The sequence below is a fragment of the Nocardiopsis sp. NPDC101807 genome (genome assembly GCF_044766605.1).
Classification (GTDB): domain Bacteria; phylum Actinomycetota; class Actinomycetes; order Streptosporangiales; family Streptosporangiaceae; genus Nocardiopsis; species Nocardiopsis tropica.
The window spans coordinates 68326-85708 of record NZ_JBIWMK010000010.1 but is presented as its reverse complement, the minus strand read 5'-3'; the positions used below and the strand labels follow the sequence as shown (position 1 = coordinate 85708).

The 17383-nt window shown below is 74.0% G+C and carries 15 protein-coding genes; 11 read left to right on the top strand and 4 right to left on the bottom strand.

Annotated features, from left to right (window positions below):
- Positions 1–174 precede the first annotated feature (174 nt).
- Positions 175–1473, bottom strand: a complete 1299-nt coding sequence (locus tag ACIRPH_RS26970) for a D-arabinono-1,4-lactone oxidase (RefSeq protein WP_402919236.1) — start codon at positions 1471–1473, stop codon at positions 175–177.
- Between the two features lie 146 nt (positions 1474–1619).
- Here ACIRPH_RS26970 and ACIRPH_RS26965 point away from each other — a divergent pair, with 146 nt between their 5' ends.
- Both ACIRPH_RS26965 and ACIRPH_RS26960 read left to right on the top strand, forming a co-directional pair.
- Positions 1620–2633: a ferrochelatase gene (locus ACIRPH_RS26965; RefSeq protein WP_402919234.1), complete on the top strand. Its 1014-nt coding sequence runs from the start codon at positions 1620–1622 to the stop codon at positions 2631–2633.
- 393 nt (positions 2634–3026) lie between these two features.
- Entirely contained in the window at positions 3027–5063 is a 2037-nt protein-coding gene (locus tag ACIRPH_RS26960; RefSeq protein ID WP_402919232.1) for a S9 family peptidase, read from the top strand.
- A 214-nt stretch (positions 5064–5277) separates the two neighbouring features.
- On the opposite strand, the gene ACIRPH_RS26955 is transcribed toward ACIRPH_RS26960, so the two are convergent.
- On the bottom strand, positions 5278–5460 hold the full coding sequence (locus tag ACIRPH_RS26955; RefSeq protein WP_402919230.1) for a DUF397 domain-containing protein: 183 nt from the start codon (positions 5458–5460) through the stop codon (positions 5278–5280).
- Positions 5461–6044: 584 nt separating this feature from the next.
- On the opposite strand from ACIRPH_RS26955, the gene ACIRPH_RS26950 reads away from it, so the two are divergent.
- Complete coding sequence (locus ACIRPH_RS26950; RefSeq protein WP_402919229.1) at positions 6045–6857, top strand: inositol monophosphatase family protein; 813 nt, start codon at positions 6045–6047, stop codon at positions 6855–6857.
- A 75-nt stretch (positions 6858–6932) separates the two neighbouring features.
- Here the strand turns inward: ACIRPH_RS26950 and ACIRPH_RS26945 are convergent, their stop codons facing one another.
- The gene (locus ACIRPH_RS26945; protein ID WP_402919227.1) at positions 6933–7097 is read right to left on the bottom strand and encodes a hypothetical protein; all 165 of its coding nucleotides are present in this window, start codon (positions 7095–7097) and stop codon (positions 6933–6935) included.
- A 687-nt stretch (positions 7098–7784) separates the two neighbouring features.
- Between ACIRPH_RS26945 and ACIRPH_RS26940 the strand changes: the two genes are divergently transcribed.
- From ACIRPH_RS26940 to ACIRPH_RS26930, 3 genes are all read left to right on the top strand, one after another.
- Complete coding sequence (locus tag ACIRPH_RS26940; RefSeq protein ID WP_267949130.1) at positions 7785–8438, top strand: response regulator transcription factor; 654 nt, start codon at positions 7785–7787, stop codon at positions 8436–8438.
- Positions 8435–9685, top strand: a complete 1251-nt coding sequence (locus ACIRPH_RS26935) for a sensor histidine kinase (RefSeq protein ID WP_402919225.1) — start codon at positions 8435–8437, stop codon at positions 9683–9685. The genes ACIRPH_RS26940 and ACIRPH_RS26935 overlap by 4 nt, the downstream gene beginning before the upstream one ends.
- Positions 9686–10241: 556 nt before the next feature.
- Entirely contained in the window at positions 10242–10538 is a 297-nt protein-coding gene (locus ACIRPH_RS26930) for a DUF4193 domain-containing protein (RefSeq protein WP_087100666.1), read from the top strand.
- Between the two features lie 235 nt (positions 10539–10773).
- Here ACIRPH_RS26930 and ACIRPH_RS26925 read toward each other — a convergent pair whose 3' ends face one another.
- Positions 10774–11052 (bottom strand): DUF4235 domain-containing protein, encoded by a 279-nt coding sequence (locus tag ACIRPH_RS26925; RefSeq protein WP_355012229.1) that lies wholly within the window; start codon positions 11050–11052, stop codon positions 10774–10776.
- Positions 11053–11240: 188 nt separating this feature from the next.
- On the opposite strand from ACIRPH_RS26925, the gene valS reads away from it, so the two are divergent.
- From valS to ACIRPH_RS26900, 5 genes are all read left to right on the top strand, one after another.
- Positions 11241–13817 (top strand): valine--tRNA ligase, encoded by a 2577-nt coding sequence (valS, locus tag ACIRPH_RS26920; RefSeq protein WP_402919223.1) that lies wholly within the window; start codon positions 11241–11243, stop codon positions 13815–13817.
- A gap of 174 nt (positions 13818–13991) precedes the next feature.
- On the top strand, positions 13992–14468 hold the full coding sequence (dut, locus tag ACIRPH_RS26915) for a dUTP diphosphatase (RefSeq protein ID WP_402919221.1): 477 nt from the start codon (positions 13992–13994) through the stop codon (positions 14466–14468).
- A 57-nt stretch (positions 14469–14525) separates the two neighbouring features.
- Positions 14526–15383 carry a DUF3710 domain-containing protein gene (locus ACIRPH_RS26910; RefSeq protein WP_402919220.1) on the top strand — a complete coding sequence of 286 codons (858 nt, stop codon included), beginning with the start codon at positions 14526–14528 and terminating at the stop codon, positions 15381–15383.
- A gap of 54 nt (positions 15384–15437) precedes the next feature.
- Positions 15438–16178, top strand: a complete 741-nt coding sequence (locus ACIRPH_RS26905; RefSeq protein WP_402919218.1) for a PIG-L deacetylase family protein — start codon at positions 15438–15440, stop codon at positions 16176–16178.
- Between the two features lie 364 nt (positions 16179–16542).
- The gene (locus tag ACIRPH_RS26900) at positions 16543–17337 is read left to right on the top strand and encodes an alpha/beta hydrolase (protein ID WP_402919216.1); all 795 of its coding nucleotides are present in this window, start codon (positions 16543–16545) and stop codon (positions 17335–17337) included.
- Positions 17338–17383: the final 46 nt, after the last annotated feature.

Below are 17383 nucleotides of genomic sequence, written 5' to 3'. Positions count from 1 at the left end.
GCCCCGGCCCCCCGGGCTACGTGCGGCCCCCGGCCCCCGGGCGCCGGGGCCCCGCCCCCGGGGGCCCGCCCGCGGGGGGGGGGCCCCGGGCGGGGCCCCCGCCGCCCGTGCGCTGCGACGCCGGACCCCGGACGGGGGCGGCCCCGGAGGGGCCCGCACCCCCGCCCCGGCGCCTCAGCCGAGGACCCGCTCCAGGTAGTCGTTGCCGAACCGGCGCCGCGGGTCCACGCGGTCGCGCACCGCCAGGGCCTCGCCCAGGCGCGGATAGACCTTCTCCAGGTAGGACCGGTCGCGCGTGTGCATCTTGCCCCAGTGCGGGCGCCCGCCCACCGACGTGAACACGGCCTCCATGTCGGCGAAGTACGCCTCGTAGGGGGTGCCCTTGTACATGTGCACCGCGACGTACGCCGTGTCGCGCCCGTAGGCGGTCGACAGCCACACGTCGTCGGCCGGCGCGAACCTCACCTCCACCGGGAAGCTCACCCGGTGGTCGCCCCGGTCCACGATCCCGCGGGCCTCGCGCAGCACGTCCACCAGGTGCTCGGCGGGGATCGCGTACTCCATCTCGACGAACCGCACGTCGCGCACGGACGCGAACACCTTGTGCGACGTGTCGGTGTACCTGCGGGCCGACAGCGCCCGCGAGCTGACCCGGTTCACGGCGGGCACGATCCGGGGGTGGCGGCGGCACACGCGGTTGACGCCCTCGAAGACCGTGTTGGACAGGAAGTCGTCGTCCAGCCACGCCCGGAAGCCGGACAGCGGCCGTGCCGGCCCGTCCGCGGTGTTGTTGCGCTTGGTGTTGGTGTTGCCGGTGTGCGGGAACCAGAAGAACTCGAAGTGCTCGTTGCCCGCACGCAGCTCGGGAAGCCTCTCCAGTACCTCGTCCAACGGCATCGGCTCCTCCCTCGCGTACAGCAGGAAGGCCGGACGCACCGCCATCGTCAGCGCGGTGACCACGCCGAACGCGCCCAGCCCCACCCGGGCGGCGTGGAACAGCCCGGGGTCGCGGTCCGGGGAGCACTCGACCACGGAGCCGTCGGCGAGCACCATCTCCAGCCCGACCACCTGTGAGGCCAGGCCGCCCGAGTCCCGGCCGGTCCCGTGGGTACCGGTCTGCACCGCCCCGGCCATGGTCTGCACGGCGATGTCGCCCATGTTGGCCAGGGCGACGCCGTGCTCGGCCAGCACGTCGTTGAAGTCGCACAGGGGCAGGCCCGCCTCGACCGTGGCGGTGCCCGCCTCCGGGTCGACCGAGCGCACCGCGGCCAGGGAGGAGGGGGAGAGGAGGAGGCCGTCGGTCACCGCGACGTCGGTGAAGGAGTGGCCCGAACCGACCATGCGGACCCTCAGGCCCTCGTCGGCGGCCGAGAGGACCGCGGCGGCCACCGCCGCGGTGTCCCCGGGAGCCGCCGTGCGCCTCGGGTGAGCCTGGTAGGTGTCCGCCCATGTGCGCCACATCACATCTGTCATGCGGCGACATTACCCATCGGTCACTTCCGCCGCCAGGGGTCCTGAGACGGGAGCCCCGTCCTCCGCCGGAGGGGAGGCCAAGACCACAGGGCGCCGATCCGGGGGGTCGCGCGAGGAGGTCCCGGAGAGCTGGTTTCATAAGGTCCATGAGGCCTTACGACGCGTTTCTGCTGATCTCCTTCGGTGGCCCGGAGGGCGAGGACGAGGTCATCCCCTTCCTGGAGAACGTCACCCGCGGACGCAACATCCCCCGCGAGCGGCTGGCCGAGGTCGGAGAGCACTACTTCCTCTTCGGAGGTGTGAGCCCGATCAACCAGCAGTGCCGGGACCTGATCGCCGCGATCACCGACGACTTCTCCGCCAACGGGATCGACCTGCCCGTCTACTGGGGCAACCGGTTCTGGGCGCCGATGCTCACCGACACCCTCGCCGCGATGCGCGACGACGGCGTGCGCCGGGTGCTGGCCCTGCCCACCTCCGCGTACTGCAACTGGTCGAGCCGCACGGCCTACGAGGAGGACATCGCCCGCGCCCGCGCCGCACTGGGGGAAGACGCCCCCGAGGTCGACCTGATCCGCCCCTTCTACGACCACCCCGGGTTCGTCGAGCCGCTGGTGGAGCACACCCTCGCGTCCCTGGACGCCCTCCCCGAGGACCAGCGCGGGGGCGCGCGCCTGCTCTTCTCCGCGCACTCCATCCCCATGGCGATGGCACAGGAGAGCGGAGGGCCGGGACAGGGGTTCGGCCCCGCGGGAGCCTACGGGGCGCAGCTCGCCGAGGTGGCCCGCCTGGTGGTGGACCGCCTCGACCGCGAGTACCCGTTCGAGGTCGTCTACCAGAGCCGCAGCGGCCCGCCGAGCCAGCCCTGGCTGGAGCCGGACGTCAACGACCGCATGGAGGAACTCGCCGCCGAGGGCGTGCCCGCCGTGGTCGTCGTCCCGCACGGGTTCGTCTCCGACCACATGGAGGTCAAGTTCGACCTCGACGTCGAGGCGCGCGAGACCGCCCAGAAGCTGGGCATCGGCTACGAGCGGGCGCTCAGCCCGGGCACGCACCCCGCGTTCGTGTCCATGGTGACCGACCTGGTCCGCGAGTACGCCGAGGGGAAGGCCCCCCGGAAACTGGGCGCCCTCCCGCGCTGTGCCGGCTGCGACTGCTGAACCGCGCCGGGACGGGGGACGGCGCGCCGTGCCGCCGCCCCCGGACGGCCCGCGGGCCGTACCGCCCCGCGACGGGTCTGCCGGGTGCGGGCCGCCGCCCCCGGACGCGGTCGGGCGGGCCCGCCGCTCCGCCCTCTCCTTCCCGCTCCTCCGCCGCCCCCGGACGCGGCCGGGCGGATCCCTCGCGGTCCCGCCCCCCGACGCGTTCCGGGGCGGGGCCCGCCCCGCGGCCCCGCCCGACGAACGGGGGGAGCGCGGTCGGCGGTGCGCCGGTAGGTTGGGTAAACGCTGCTGACACCGCCCCTCCCCCGAGTCGGCGGCGCCGGTGGCCGCCCAGGACCCGCCAGATAGGGTCTCCCCCGGATCACGAGTCGACGTTCAGGAGTATGTGTCTTGGTTCGTTCCTGGTATGAGCTGCCGGAGTACGTCCGACTTCGCCGCGTCAACGGCCTGCGCCTCTCGCCGGACGGAACCCGTCTGGTCGCACCCGTCAGCGGCATCGCCCCCGACGCCAAGTCCTTCCGCAGCGCCCTGTGGGAGATCGACGTCAGCCCCGAGGCCGAGGGCGGGAGCGCCCCCCGGCGCCTCACCCGCTCCGCCGAGGGCGAGAGCGGCGTCGGCTTCCTGCCGGACGGCTCGGTGCTCTTCACCACCGGCAGACCCGACCCCGAGGCCGGGGCCGGGGACAAGGCGTCCTCCGCCCTGTGGCTCCTGCCCGCCGGTGGCGGCGAGGCCCGCCAGGTCGCCTCCCGGCCCGGAGGCGTGGGCCCCTTCACCGTCGCCCGCGACTCCGGCCTGGTCGCCTTCACCTCCGACGTGTTCCCGCGCAGCGAGGACGCGGAGGGCGACAAGGAGGCCCGCAAGGCCCGTGAGGAGGCCGGCGTCAGCGCCATCCTGCACGAGGAGCTCCCCGTCCGCCACTGGGACAGTGACGTCGGCCCCGACCACCCCCGCTACTTCGTCGCCGCGCCGCCGGCCGACGACGACGCCCGGCTCGGCGAGCCCCGGGACCTCACACCGGACGCGGGCACGGCGCTCCTGGGCGCGGGCGGCTCCCTCACGCCCGACGGCACGGTCCTCGTCACCGAGTGGCGGGTCCCCGCCGCGGGCGGCGCCCACCGCACCGAGGTCGTCGCCGTCGACACCGCCACCGGCGAGCGGCGCGCGATCGCCACCGCCCCCGAGTTCGACTTCGGCCGCCCGCAGGTCTCCCCGGACGGGCGCAGCGTCCTCCTCGTCCGCAGCCACGAGGGCGAGTACGACGGCGAGCCGCGCGACGAGACCGCGTGGCTGGTCGACCTCGCCACCGGGGAGGGCCGCGACCTGCTCCCCGGACACGAGATGTGGCCGCGCGAGCTCGCCTGGTCCGCCGACTCCGGCGCCGTGTTCGTCGTCGCCGACGAGAACGGCCGCCGCCCGGTCTTCCGCGTCGACACGGCCACCGGCGCGGTCACCCGGATCACCGGGGACCACGGCGCCTACAGCGGCCTCAACCCGTCCCCCGACGGCCGGTACGTGTACGCGCTGCGCGACGCCTGGGACGCCCCGCCGGCCCCCGTGCGCCTGGCCTCGGACACCGAGGACGGGGAGCCCGCGTACCTGCGCACGCCCGGCTCCGCGCTGACCATGCCCGGCGCCCTGACCGAGGTCGAGACCACGGCGGACGACGGCACCCGGATCCGGTCCTGGCTCGTCCTGCCGGAGGAGGCGTCCGCGGAGTCGCCCGCACCGCTCATGCTGTGGGTGCACGGCGGCCCCTACATGAGCTTCAACGGCTGGTCCTGGCGCTGGAACCCGTGGCTGCTCGCCGCCCGCGGCTACGCGGTCCTGCTGCCCGACCCGGCGCTGTCCACCGGCTACGGGCAGGACATGCTCCGCCGGGCCTGGGGCGCGTGGGGCCCGCGCACGTACGCCGACGTCATGGCCGCCACGGACGCGGCCGTGGCCCGCGACGACATCGACGCCGAGCGGACCGCCATGATGGGCGGCTCCTTCGGCGGCTACATGGCCAACTGGATCGCCGGGCATACCGACAGGTTCAAGGCGATCGTCTCGCACGCCTCCCTCTGGGGCCTGGACGGCTTCAGCGGGACCACCGACTACCCGCCGGTGTGGGAGCGGGAGTTCGGCACCCCGCTGGACCGGCCGGAGCGCTACACCCTGAACTCGCCGCACCTGCACGCGGCGGACATCCGCACCCCGATGCTCGTCATCCACGGCGACAAGGACTACCGGGTGCCCATCTCCGAGGGGCTGCGCCTGTGGCGCGACCTGCTGCTGCACGAGGTGGACGCCAAGTTCCTGTACTTCCCGGACGAGAACCACTGGATCCTCACGCCGGGGAACGCCCAGATCTGGTACAAGACCGTCTTCGCCTTCCTCGACCACCACGTCCACGGCAAGGAGTGGGCCAGGCCCGACCTGCTGTAGGCAGAGGTCCTCCGCGCCCCCGCGGGCCCCGTCGCGCCCCCGCGCCCGTGGCGCACGGCCGGACCCCGGCCCGCGCGCGGTCGCCCGCCGGCCGGGGAGCCCTCCGGAGAACGGCTCCCCGGCCGAGGCGCGGTGGAACGCGGAGCCGCCGCCCCGCGTCCCGCCGCGTCCCACCGCGCGCCCGGGAACCCTCCGGGGACGGGGCGGGACGCCGTCAGGCGACCGTCGCGAGGAGCGCGGCCCACTCGCGGTTGGGGAACTCCAGGTACCCCCTGTCCCGGTTCCGTGTGTCGCGTACGGCCGCGGTCGCGCCCTCGGACACCTCGACGCAGTTCGTGGCGCCCTGGCTGTGACCGGCCTTGTGCCAGGTCCGCGGGGTCTGCTGCTGGTGATGCATGAGGCTGCCTCTTTCTCCTCGACGTGTCCAGAGGTCCGGAGGAAGGGCGCCCGCGGACTTCCGGAGGGTGGGCCACGCCGCCGGAGGCGTCCGGAGCGGTTCCGGACGCCCGCCGTGCGGCGAGGGGGCGCGGACCGGGGCCCGCGCCGGCGTCGTCGCCGTGCGTCCGTGACCGTTCACGGCCCGCTCGCGGTGCACCCGGGAGGGCGGTGCCGGGGCCGGGCACCGGGTGGGCTCCTCCCGCGTTCGCTCTCACGCCTCCCCGGAACGGACAGTGCCCGATCCGGGCGGGGTGATGCGCTCCGGGGGCGGAACGGGGCCGGACGCGCCGCACGGTACGCGGTACCGGCGCTCCGCGCCGACCGCCCGGTCGTCGGGGGAGGACCGTTCCCCGGGGACCGCCGAGGAGGTCCCGCCGATCCGGGCCGCGGCCCCGGCCGGCGGGCATAGGGTGCGGTTGCGGGGCCCTCACGGGCGTCGGTAGCGCTCCCGGCCCCGCGCACCAGCATGCGTACCGGGCACCCGGCGGCCTCGCGTCCGGGCGGGGCCGGCACGGGGCCATGCCACGACGGGGAGAACCACCAGTGAGTACCACCCACGCCGCGCCCGACCGCGGGAGCCTGCGCGACCTCGCCGTGAGAGTGGCGGCGGAGGCGGGCGACCTCGCCGCCGGGGGCCAGGCGGGCATCACCGTGCTCGACACCAAGTCCAGCCCCACCGACGTCGTCACCAGGATGGACCGCGCCACCGAGGACCTCATCCGGGCACGCCTGCTGGCCGCCCGCCCGGACGACGCCGTCCTGGGGGAGGAGGGCGGCGGCGAGGAGGGCACCAGCGGGGTGCGCTGGATCGTCGACCCCATCGACGGCACGGTCAACTACCTGTACGGGAGCCCCGACTGGGGTGTGGCCGTGGCCGCCGAGGTCGACGGCGTGGTGGTCGCCTCCGCGGTCAACGTGCCCGCGCGGGGGGAGATGTTCGAGGCGGTCCTGGGCGGCGGCTCCCGCCGCAACGGCGAGCCCCTCCAGGCCCCGCCCGCGGTCCCCCTGGAGCTCGCGCTGGTCGCCACCGGTTTCGGCTACTTCGCCGAGCGGCGGATCCAGCAGGCGAAGGTCCTCCTGGAGGTCGTGCCGCACATCCGCGACATCCGGCGCGGAGGCTCGGCCGCGGTGGACCTGACCGGCCTCGCCACCGGCCGCTGCAACGCCTACTACGAGCGCGGGCTCCACCCCTGGGACTGGGCCGCGCCGGGCCTGGTTGCCAGTGAGGCGGGGATCCGCGTGGGCGGACCGGGCGGCGGGCCGCCCGGCAACGACCTCGTCATCGCCGGGCGCCCGGAGCTCTACGACGCCCTCGACGCGCTCCTGGCGCCGCTGGGCGCCGACACCGACGGCTGACCCCGGGCGCGCGAAGGGCGCGGTGGGAACGCGTCGTCCCACCGCGCCGCGACGCCGTCACCCGTCCCGGGCGCCCTAGGCGCGGGTGTCGATGCCGTTGCGGGCCGCGATGCGGTGCAGGTCCTCCAGCTCCGACGCATGCGTGTCGGCGAGGAAGTGGTCTCCGGCGGCCTGTGCGGCCTTGAACGAACTGCTGGTCTCGTTGATGCGAACCGTGATCTCCGCGAGGAACTCGCCCATTGCACCTCTTCCAGGGGTAGGCACCGGGGCACGCTGGTGCGCCGGTGCGGATCCGTTCGCGCACGCCGGGGGGCGTCCGCACGATCGAAGTGGTCACGACCCTGTGACACGCCTGCGCGTCGCGGTCCGGCCCTCGGGCCGGTGTCCGCGCGCATCCCTTACGTGTACCGCACTGTGGTCCGGGCCAAACCACCGCCCCCCGGGCGTGATCCTTCCGTGATCCGCCCCCCCCGCGGCGGGAGCGTGCTGCGCGGGAGGGGCGGGGCCGGCCGAGGGGTGCGGGGCCGGGACCGCGCGGCGCCCGCCCGGCCCCGGTCAAGTCCGGGCCAAGGGTGTCCCACGACACATTTCCCTCCGGGGTCTTGTGCTTACTCGTTCCTTATTCTTCATCTGACACATTCGAGATGTGCGGGGTTGGGTCGCTGCCGACGGTTGGGGGATTCGTCGGCGGCGGCTCCCCGTGCGCCAAGGGGAGTGGTGAAGCTCCCGGCCCAGCGCCCGTGGTCGCACGGGGGTGAGGTGGGCGGCCGGTTCGCGAAACCGCCGCGACGGGTTTACCGTCTCCTTACCCCGGTTGTGAAAGAACGGTTGACGCGGCCGGGACCAAGAACGCCGCTGCCGGTGTGTTGGGGGATGCGCCGGCAGCGGCCCCTTTTCTTCCAGGTACCGATGCTTCAGAGGGACAACGTGCGCGTACTCGTGGTCGAAGACGAACGAGTCCTGGCCGACGCCGTCGCGGTCGGGCTGCGCCGCGAGGCCATGGCCGTCGACGTGGTCTACGACGGCGACACCGCCCTGGAGCACACGGCCGTCAACGACTACGACGTGGTCGTCCTGGACAGGGACCTCCCGGGCACCCACGGGGACGACGTCGCCCGCACCCTGGTCAACGAGAGCTACAACGGCCGCATCCTGATGCTCACCGCCTCCGGTGGCGTCCAGGACAAGGTCGAGGGCCTCACCATCGGGGCCGACGACTACCTGGCCAAGCCCTTCGCCTTCGCCGAGCTCATCGCCCGCGTGCGCGCGCTCAGCCGCCGTTCCGCGCCGCCGCTCCCGCCGGTCCTGGAGCGCCACGGCATCACCCTCGACCCGGCCAACCACCGCGTGTACCGCGACGACCGGGAGATCCCCCTCACCCCCAAGGAGTTCGCCGTCCTCCAGGTGCTCATGCGCGCCCAGGGGACCGTGGTCAGCGCCGAGGGGCTGCTGGAGAAGGCCTGGGACGAGAACGCCGACCCCTTCACGAACGTCGTCCGCGTCACCGTCATGACGCTGCGCAAGAAGCTCGGCGACCCGCCCGTCATCCAGACGGTGCCGGGGGCGGGGTACCGGTTGTGAGACCGGGGGAGCGTCCCGAGCCCGGGCAGGTGGAACCCACCGGCCCCGGCGACACCGGGACGTGGCGCCGACTGCACTCCGCCTCTCCCCGGGGCGGGGCCGCGGAGCGCTCCACGGCCTCCGAGCGGGTCCACCGCTTCACCGACAACATCAGCCTGCGCGCACGGCTCACCCTCATCTACGGGATGCTGTTCTTCGCCGCGGGCTCCGTGCTCGTCCTGGTCAACTACCTGGTCGTGGCGGTCCTGCTCAACGCGCTCCTGGCGGAGGAGTCCGCCTCGGAGCTGCTCGCCCACAGCTACCTCATCGAGGAGGTCCTCACCCACGTCACGCGGTTCTCGCTGTTGGCGCTGTTCCTGGTGGGGCTCCTCGCGGTGGCCCTGGGGTACGCGGTGGCGGGGCGGGCCCTGTCGCCGCTGCAGAAGATCACCCGCATCGCGCGCCGGCTGTCGGAGCGGTCCCTGCACGAGCGGATCGCCCTGTCCGGCCCCGACGACGAGATCCGCGAGCTGGCGGACACCTTCGACGGCATGCTGGAGCGCCTGGACCGGGCCTTCGACGGGCAGCGGCGCTTCGTCGCCAACGCCTCCCACGAGCTGCGCACGCCCCTGGCGATCAACCGCACCCTCCTGGAGGTGGCGCTCAGCGCGCCGGACGTCTCGTCCGACCTGAAGAGCGTGGGGCAGACCCTCCTGGAGACCAACGCCCGCCACGAACGGCTCATCGACGGCCTGCTCTTCCTCGCCAAGAGCGACAGGGAGCTGGAGGTCCGGGCCAGGGTCGACCTCGGAGAGGTCGCCGGGACGGTGCTGAGCCAGCTCGACGGCGACCTGGCCGGCTCCGGCCTGTCGCTGCGCCAGGACCTGCGCCCCGCCCCGGTGCTGGGCGACCCGGTCCTGCTGGAGCGGCTCGTCGGCAACCTGGTGGAGAACGCCCTCAAGTACAACGTCCCCGAGGGCGAGATCACCGTCCGCAGCGGCATGTACGAGGGGATGCCCGCCGTCCAGGTGGAGAACTCCGGCAAGGTGATCCCCGCCTACGAGATCGAGGGGCTGTTCGAGCCGTTCCGCCGGGGCTCCGGCGACCGGGTCGGCTCCAGCCGCAGCGCCGGCCTGGGCCTGTCCATCGTCCGGTCCGTGGTGCGCGCCCACGAAGGGGTGGTGACCGCCTGGCCCCGGGCGGGCGGCGGCCTGGTCGTCACCGTGTGCCTCCCCGTGGCCTCCGGGGACCCGGGCGACCGGCGCTGATCCGGGCCCGCGGCCGGCCCGGACCCCCGCGGCGCCGCTCCTCCCGGCCCGCCCCGGGCGCCGTCCGCCGGCGCGGGGACGCCCCCGGCGGGGCCGCGGTCCGGGACCGAGCTGCGTTCGGCCGGACTTCGTGGTATCTATACGTGTCCGAAGACACGCCCACCCGTGTCACGAGCGTCGCGCTCGGGTGGGTATGCTTCCCCGGGCGTGGACACGGAGGGAATCCCTCCTGACGTGGGCATGTCTTGGCTTTCGCCCGCCCCTGGGGGAGTGTTTTGCGCTTTGTCCGGAATGGGCGGAAGCGGATTTTCCTGGTCTACGAGGCGCTCGACGTTGGGTAGTACACAGGGAGCCGATCCTTGGCGCAGCCGCCACACATGGCCGCCATCGGTCACGATCCCGTGAAATTACTGCTCACCTGTGGACAGTGGCCCGGGAGGGGACACGGTTCACCGACATCGGGAAAACTCATCGGCAGATCCGGGCACAACGAAGGTCTCTCAAGCGTTACACCCGCGCGACGAGGCACTGAACGAGGGGGATGGAGTTAGCAGAGATGGCCACCGACTACGACAGCCCGCGCAAGACTGACGAGGACATCAACGAGGACAGCCTCCAGGAGCTGCAGGCGCGGCGCGTGGACAAGGGCACCGGCACGATCGACGTCGACCCCGACGAGGTCGCGGAGGGCATGGAACTGCCCGGTGCCGACCTGTCGGGCGAGGAGCTCGCGGTGCGCGTGCTCCCGCGCCAGGCCGACGAGTTCACCTGCTCGCGTTGCTTCCTGGTGCACCACCGCAGCCAGCTCGCCGAACAGCGCGCCGGTCAGCTGGTCTGCAAGGAGTGCACCTGAGCGGACGGGACGGGCGCTGAACCGCGCCGTTCCGTGCGACCTCCGGTCCGCCGGGAGCGGACCCCACCGCGACTCGACGCGTCCCTGACCGGGGGCGCGTCGCGCGTACCACCCGGACGTTCCCCGCCCGTCCGGACGCGAGGGGGCCGGGGGGACGGCGACGGACGGCCGACCGCACGCATGGGTGGTGCGGTCGGCCGCCCGCCGCCGTCACGGGGCGCCGGGCGCCCGGGCCTCAGGGCTCCAGCTCCTTGGGGCCGGCGCCGACCAGCTTCGCCCTGGCGGCCCGCACGGCCAGCACCCGGGCCACCTCCACGCCCACGCCGGCCATCACGGCCCAGCTGAGGGCGCGGCCGAGGCTGACGTCGGGGGACTCCAGGTCCGTGGGCGGTTCCTCGCCGGTCACGCGGGTCCAGGCGAAGTTCAGGGCCTTGCGCATCACGAACTCCGCCGCGATCCCGGCCGCGAACCCGGCGAGAGCGGGACCGACGTCACCGCCGTCCTTTTTAGCCATGTGAATCGTCCACCGTTTCCGTTGGGTGTACGAGGGGGCGCGACGGGCGCACCGCCCTCCTGTGCGTACGGGGAGATCCTTTCATGCCGACCTCCTGCGGGCAGGATACCCCGGGGGGGTGTTTTCGGCCTTCTGTGGCGCCCGGAAACCCGGAGCGATCACGGTCGGTGGAGCACTACCATTGCCCCATGACCAACCGCTCTCATTCCTTCCGCATGCCCGACAAGCCTTCGCTGGACGGTATCGAGGCGAAGTGGGTCGACGTATGGGATGAGTCCGGCGTCTACCACTTCGACCGCACCCGCAGCCGCGAGGACGTCTACTCCATCGACACCCCGCCCCCCACGGTCTCGGGGTCGCTGCACATCGGCCACGTGTTCTCGTACACGCACACCGACACCGTCGCGCGCTTCCAGCGGATGAACGGCAAGGCCGTCTTCTACCCGATGGGCTGGGACGACAACGGCCTGCCCACCGAGCGCCGCGTCCAGAACTACTACGGCGTCCGCTGCGACCCGTCGGTCCCCTACGACCCGGAGTTCGAGCCGCCGGCCAAGCCCGACCCCAAGCGGCAGATCCCCGTCTCCCGGCGCAACTTCATCGAGCTGTGCGACACGCTCACCGCCGAGGACGAGAAGGTCTTCGAGTCCATCTGGCGCCGGCTCGGGCTGAGCGTCGACTGGCGCCACACCTACGCCACCATCGACGCCAACTCCCGCGCCGCCGCCCAGCGCGCCTTCCTGCGCAACCTGGCCCGGGGCGAGGCCTACATGTCCGAGGCGCCCACCCTGTGGGACGTCACCTTCCGGACCGCCGTCGCCCAGGCCGAGCTGGAGGACCGCGAGCGCCCCAGCGCCTACCACGAGGTCGCCTTCCACAAGCCCGACGGCACGAAGGTCCACATCGAGACCACCCGCCCCGAGCTCCTGGCCGCCTGCGTCGCCCTGGTCGCCCACCCCGACGACGAGCGCTACCAGGACCTGTTCGGCACCACCGTGCGCACGCCGGTCTTCGGCGTCGAGGTCCCGGTCCGCGCACACCGCCTCGCCGACCCCGAGAAGGGGTCCGGCATCGCGATGATCTGCACCTTCGGCGACACCACCGACGTCACCTGGTGGCGCGAGCTCCAGCTGGAGACCCGCCCCGTCATCGGCTGGGACGGCCGCTTCATCGCCGACCCGCCCCGGGGGCTGGAGACCGGCGCCGCCCGCGAGGCCTACGACGCGCTCGTCGGCGCCACCGTCCACACGGCCCGCGAGCGCACCGTCGAGATGCTCCGCGCGAGCGGCGACCTGGTCGGCGAGCCCAAGCCCATCACCCACCCGGTGAAGTTCTACGAGAAGGGCGACAAGCCCCTCGAGATCGTCACCACGCGCCAGTGGTACATCCGCAACGGCGGCCGGGACGAGGACCTGCGCGAGCAGCTGATCGCGCGCGGGCGCGAACTCACCTGGCACCCCGAGCACATGCGCGCCCGCTACGAGAACTGGGTCGGCGGCCTCAACGGCGACTGGCTGGTCAGCCGCCAGCGCTTCTTCGGCGTCCCCTTCCCCGTCTGGTATCCGCTGGACGCCGACGGCAACCCGCGCTACGACGAGCCGATCCTCCCCTCGGAGGAGCAGCTCCCGGTCGACCCCAGCTCCGAGGTCCCCGCGGGCTACACCGAGGACCAGCGCGGCCTGGCCGGCGGCTTCATGGGCGACCCCGACGTCATGGACACCTGGGCCACCTCCTCGCTGTCCCCCCAGATCGCCTCCGGGTGGGAACGCGACCAGGACCTGTTCGAGCGCGTCTTCCCGATGGACTACCGGCCGCAGGGCCAGGACATCATCCGCACCTGGCTGTTCGCCACGGTGGTCCGCGCCAACTTCGAGAACGGCACCCTGCCCTGGAGCACGGCCGGCATCTCCGGTTGGATCCTGGACCCGGACCGCAAGAAGATGTCCAAGTCCAAGGGCAACGTCGTCACCCCGCTGGCGCTGCTGGAGAAGTACAGCTCCGACGCGGTCCGGTACTGGGCGGCGAGCGGCCGCCTGGGCACCGACACCGCCATGGACGAGGGCCAGATGAAGGTCGGCCGGCGGCTGTCCATCAAGATCCTCAACGCCAGCAAGTTCGTCATGTCCGTCGCGGGCGAGGGCGCCACGGCCGACCCGGAGCAGGTCACCGAGCCGCTGGACCGGGCGATGCTGGCCGCGCTCGCCGACGTCGTGGAGGACGCCACCGCCGCGTTCGCCGCCTACGACCACACACGGGCCCTGGAGCGCACCGAGCGCTTCTTCTGGGACTTCTGCGACGACTACCTGGAGCTCGTCAAGACCCGCGCCTACGACACCTCGTCCGCCGAGGGGGCTTCCGCGCGCGCCGCGCTCCTCGTCGCGCTGGGCGCCCTGCACAAGCTGTTCGCGCCCTTCGTCCCCTTCGTCGCCGAAGAGGTCTGGAGCTGGTGGCAGGAGGGCTCGGTGCACTCCCAGACGTGGCCGGACGCCGCCTCCTACCGCGCCGCGGCCGCCGACGGCGACCCGGTGGTCCTCGCCGCCACGGCCGAGGTCCTGCGCGCCATCCGCAAGGCCAAGTCCGAGGCCAAGCTGTCGATGCGCGCCGAGGTCGAGCACGTGCGGGTCTCCGGCAAGCGTGTCGGCGCCGCCCGCGCGGCCACCGGTGACATCGCCGCCGCGGGCCGCGCCGCCGGGATCGACTTCCAGGACACCGACGACACCGACCTCACCGTCGAGGTGACCCTCCCCGAGGACGCCGGGGAGTAGGGCCGCGGCCGCGGGAGGGGCTCCGGCGGCCGGGAGCACAGCCGCCAGGGCGTACGGGGCGGGACCGGGGGATCCGGTCCCGCCCCGCCGTCGCGGCCCCGCGCCCGGCCCCCGGCGCGAACCGGCGGCGCCGGACACCGGGGCAGAGCCCGGAGGACGATAGGCTCGGCCGATGTGAGTACCACAGCCCCGGAAGGCGGCCGGATCCCGATCACGGTCCACCGCCTGGACCCCGGCCTCCCCCTGCCCGCGTACGCGCATCCCGGCGACGGAGGGGCCGACCTGCACACCGCGGTCGACATCGTCCTCGCCCCCGGCGAACGCGCGACCGTTCCCACCGGCCTGGCGATCGCCCTCCCCGACGGGTACGCGGCCTTCGTGCACCCGCGCTCCGGTCTCGCGGCGCGCAGCGGCGTCACCATGGTCAACGCGCCGGGCACGATCGACGCCGGATACCGCGGTGAGATCAAGGTGATCCTGCTCAACACGGACCGGGAGGCCCCCGTGAAGCTGACCCGGGGCGACCGGATCGCGCAGCTGGTCGTCCAGCGGGTGGAGCACGCGGTGTTCGTCGAGGCCGACTCCCTGCCGGAGTCGGACCGGGGGACGGGCGGTTTCGGTTCGACGGGGGGCCACGCCGCACAGCGGTGACGGCTCCCACCAACCCCGGTGCGATCCCGGGACCAACGGAATCGGAGAGGTGAAGGCGTGTTTGGACGCCGCCGCAAGAAGCGGGACAATGAGACCGGCAGAACGGGATCGGAGGCCGGCCCCACCACGGGCGGGGCCGCCGGCGACGTCTCCTTCGGCAACGAGGTCGAGCCTGAGGCGTCCCGGGGCCAGCCCGCCAAGGACGCGGACCGCTACCGCACCACCGGTCCGTGGGACTCCACCGAGGACGCGCCCGAGGCCGGACGCATGGACCTGGGCAGCATCCGGCTGCCCATGGAACAGGGCACCGAGATCCAGGTGAACGTCGCCCAGGACAGCGCGGGCAAGCAGAAGATCATCGGGGTGACCCTGGTGCGCGGCAAGAGCGCGCTCCAGGTGCAGCCCTTCGCCGCCCCCAAGTCCTCGGGGCTGTGGGACGAGATGCGCGAGGAGCTGCGCGAGCAGGTCGTCAAGCAGGGCGGGAAGGTCGAGGACCACGAGGGCACCTTCGGCCCCGAGCTCAAGGCGCTCGTCCCCGTCAAGGGACGCACGACCGAGGACGGCAAGCAGCTCGCCCAGCGGGTGCGCTTCATCGGCGTGGACGGTCCGCGCTGGGTGCTGCGCGGCGTGATTCGCGGCGAGGGGGCCTCCAAACCCGAGGTGATGGCGGAGATCGAACAGCTCTTCGCCGGCATCGTCGTGGTGCGCGGCGACCAGCCGGTGCCGCCGAACGAGCTGCTCCAGATCACCGTGCCCAAGCAGATCCAGGAGCAGATGGCGCAGGCGGCCAAGACGCGCGCCGCCCAGCAGACCGCCCAGCACGGCAACGCCGGGCGCTCGCCCAACGGCGCCGCGCCGAACGGGGCCGGGCCCGCCGCGCCCGGCGGCGCCCCGAACGGTTCCGGCGACTCCTGAGCCGGTCCACGTGGAGAGGTGCCGGGGGCGCCGCCCTTCCGTAGTCTGTGCCCCATGACAGAGACGACGGAGAAGAGCGCTCCCCGGCCGCTCCCCGAGGACTGGGACCGGGTCCTCGCGGTGGTCGCCCACCCCGACGACCTGGAGTTCGGCAGTTCGTCCGCGCTCGCCCGCTGGACCGGCCAGGGCAAGGACGTCGTGGAGCTCCTGGTGACCAAGGGCGAGGCGGGCATCGACGGCCTCGCCCCCGAGGAGTGCGCGCCGGTGCGCATGGCGGAGCAGCGCGCCTCCGCCGCCGCGGTGGGGGCCGCCACGGTCGAGTTCCTGGACTTCCCCGACGGCACCCTGGAGTACGGGCTGCCCCTGAGGCGGGCCGTCGCCGCGGCGATCCGGCGCCACCGTCCGGAGGCGATCGTCTCCATCAACTTCCGCGAGCGGTTCGCGGGGGGCGGGGGCTTCAACCACGCCGACCACCGGGTCCTCGGCCCGGCCCTGCTGGACGCCGTCCGCGACGCCGCCAACCGGTGGGTGTTCCCCGACCTGGAGCAGGAGGGGCTCACCCCCTGGTCGGGGGTGCGCTTCGTGGCCTTCGGCGCGTCGCCGCGGGCCACGCACTACGTGGAGCTGAGCGAGGCCGACCTGGCCGCCGGGGTGGCGTCGCTGGACGCGCACGCCGTCTACCTGGCCGCCCTCGACGGGTTCGACCAGAAGTCGTTCCTGCCCGAGGCCGCCGCCCGGGCCGGCGCGTGGGCGGGGGTGCCGCTGGCCACGGCCTTCGAGGTGTTCGAGGTCTAGGCGTGCCGGCCGCGGTGGCCGCCGCCCCGCCCGACACGGCTCCGGTACCGGTGCGGGCGGCGTCCGCCACCGGGCCGGAAGGCCCCCGACGCCCCGCCGGCGCCGCCCCCGCACCCGCCGGACGCCCGGCGCCGGCCCCCGCGCCGTCGACCGGGGCCCGGCCCCCGCGCCGTGCCGTCAGCGCCCCTCCGGCCGGTCCCGGGGCGCGGACGCGCCGTGGGCACCCGGCCGGGGCCGACACGGTACGCCCCGAACCGGCCCCGCCCACGGCGCCGCGGAAGCCACCGGTAGAAAGGGCTGAGCGTGTCCGCCGGACACGCGGCGCCCGGCCCGCCGGGCGCCGGACGGGAAGAGGGGCCGTGACATGACCGAGGACGTACGGGGCGGACGCCGGCGGCGACGCCGCTGGTGGGGGGTGGCCGCGGGGCTCCTGGTCGTGCTCCTGGCGGCCTGTGCCGCCTTCCTGGGGTGGACCCTCTCCCCGTACCGGGCCGAACCCGTGCCGCTGGCCGAGGCGGTCGAGAACCCCGCCGTGCAGGTGCGCAACACCGGGGACGCGGTGGTCGTCGCTCCGGCCCGGGACGGCACGGGCACCGGCGTCGTGTTCTACCCCGGCGCCAGGGTCGAGGCGGAGGCCTACGTCGCCTCGTGGGCCCCGGTGGTCGCCGACACGGGAACCACCGTCGTCATCCCCCGGATGCGCCTCAACATGGCCGTGTTCGACGTGAACCGGGCCGACTCCGCCGTGTCGGCCGCCCCGGACGTGGACACCTGGTACGTGGGCGGCCACTCCCTGGGCGGGGCGATGGCCGCGTCCTACGCGGGCGGCGACCCCGCGCCCGGGGTGGAGGGGCTGATCCTGTGGGCGTCCTACGCCACCGAGTCGGCGGGGCTGGCCGACCGCGACGACCTGAGGGTCCTGGCCGTCGCGGGCGGCAGGGACGCCCTCACGAGCCCCGAGGAGTTCGAGGACAACGCCCGCCACCTGCCCGGTTCCGCGGAAACGGTGTCGGTGGAGGGGATGAACCACGCCCAGTTCGGCTCCTACGGCCCCCAGGACGGGGACGGCGAGGCCGTGCTGTCGGACGGGCGGGCACGCGCGGAGCTGGCCGGGATCACCGGCGCGTTCCTGGCGCCCGGCGCGGCCCCGGAGGCCTGACGCGGGGCCGCCCGGCCCCCGGACGGCGGGCGCCGGCGCCGCGCCC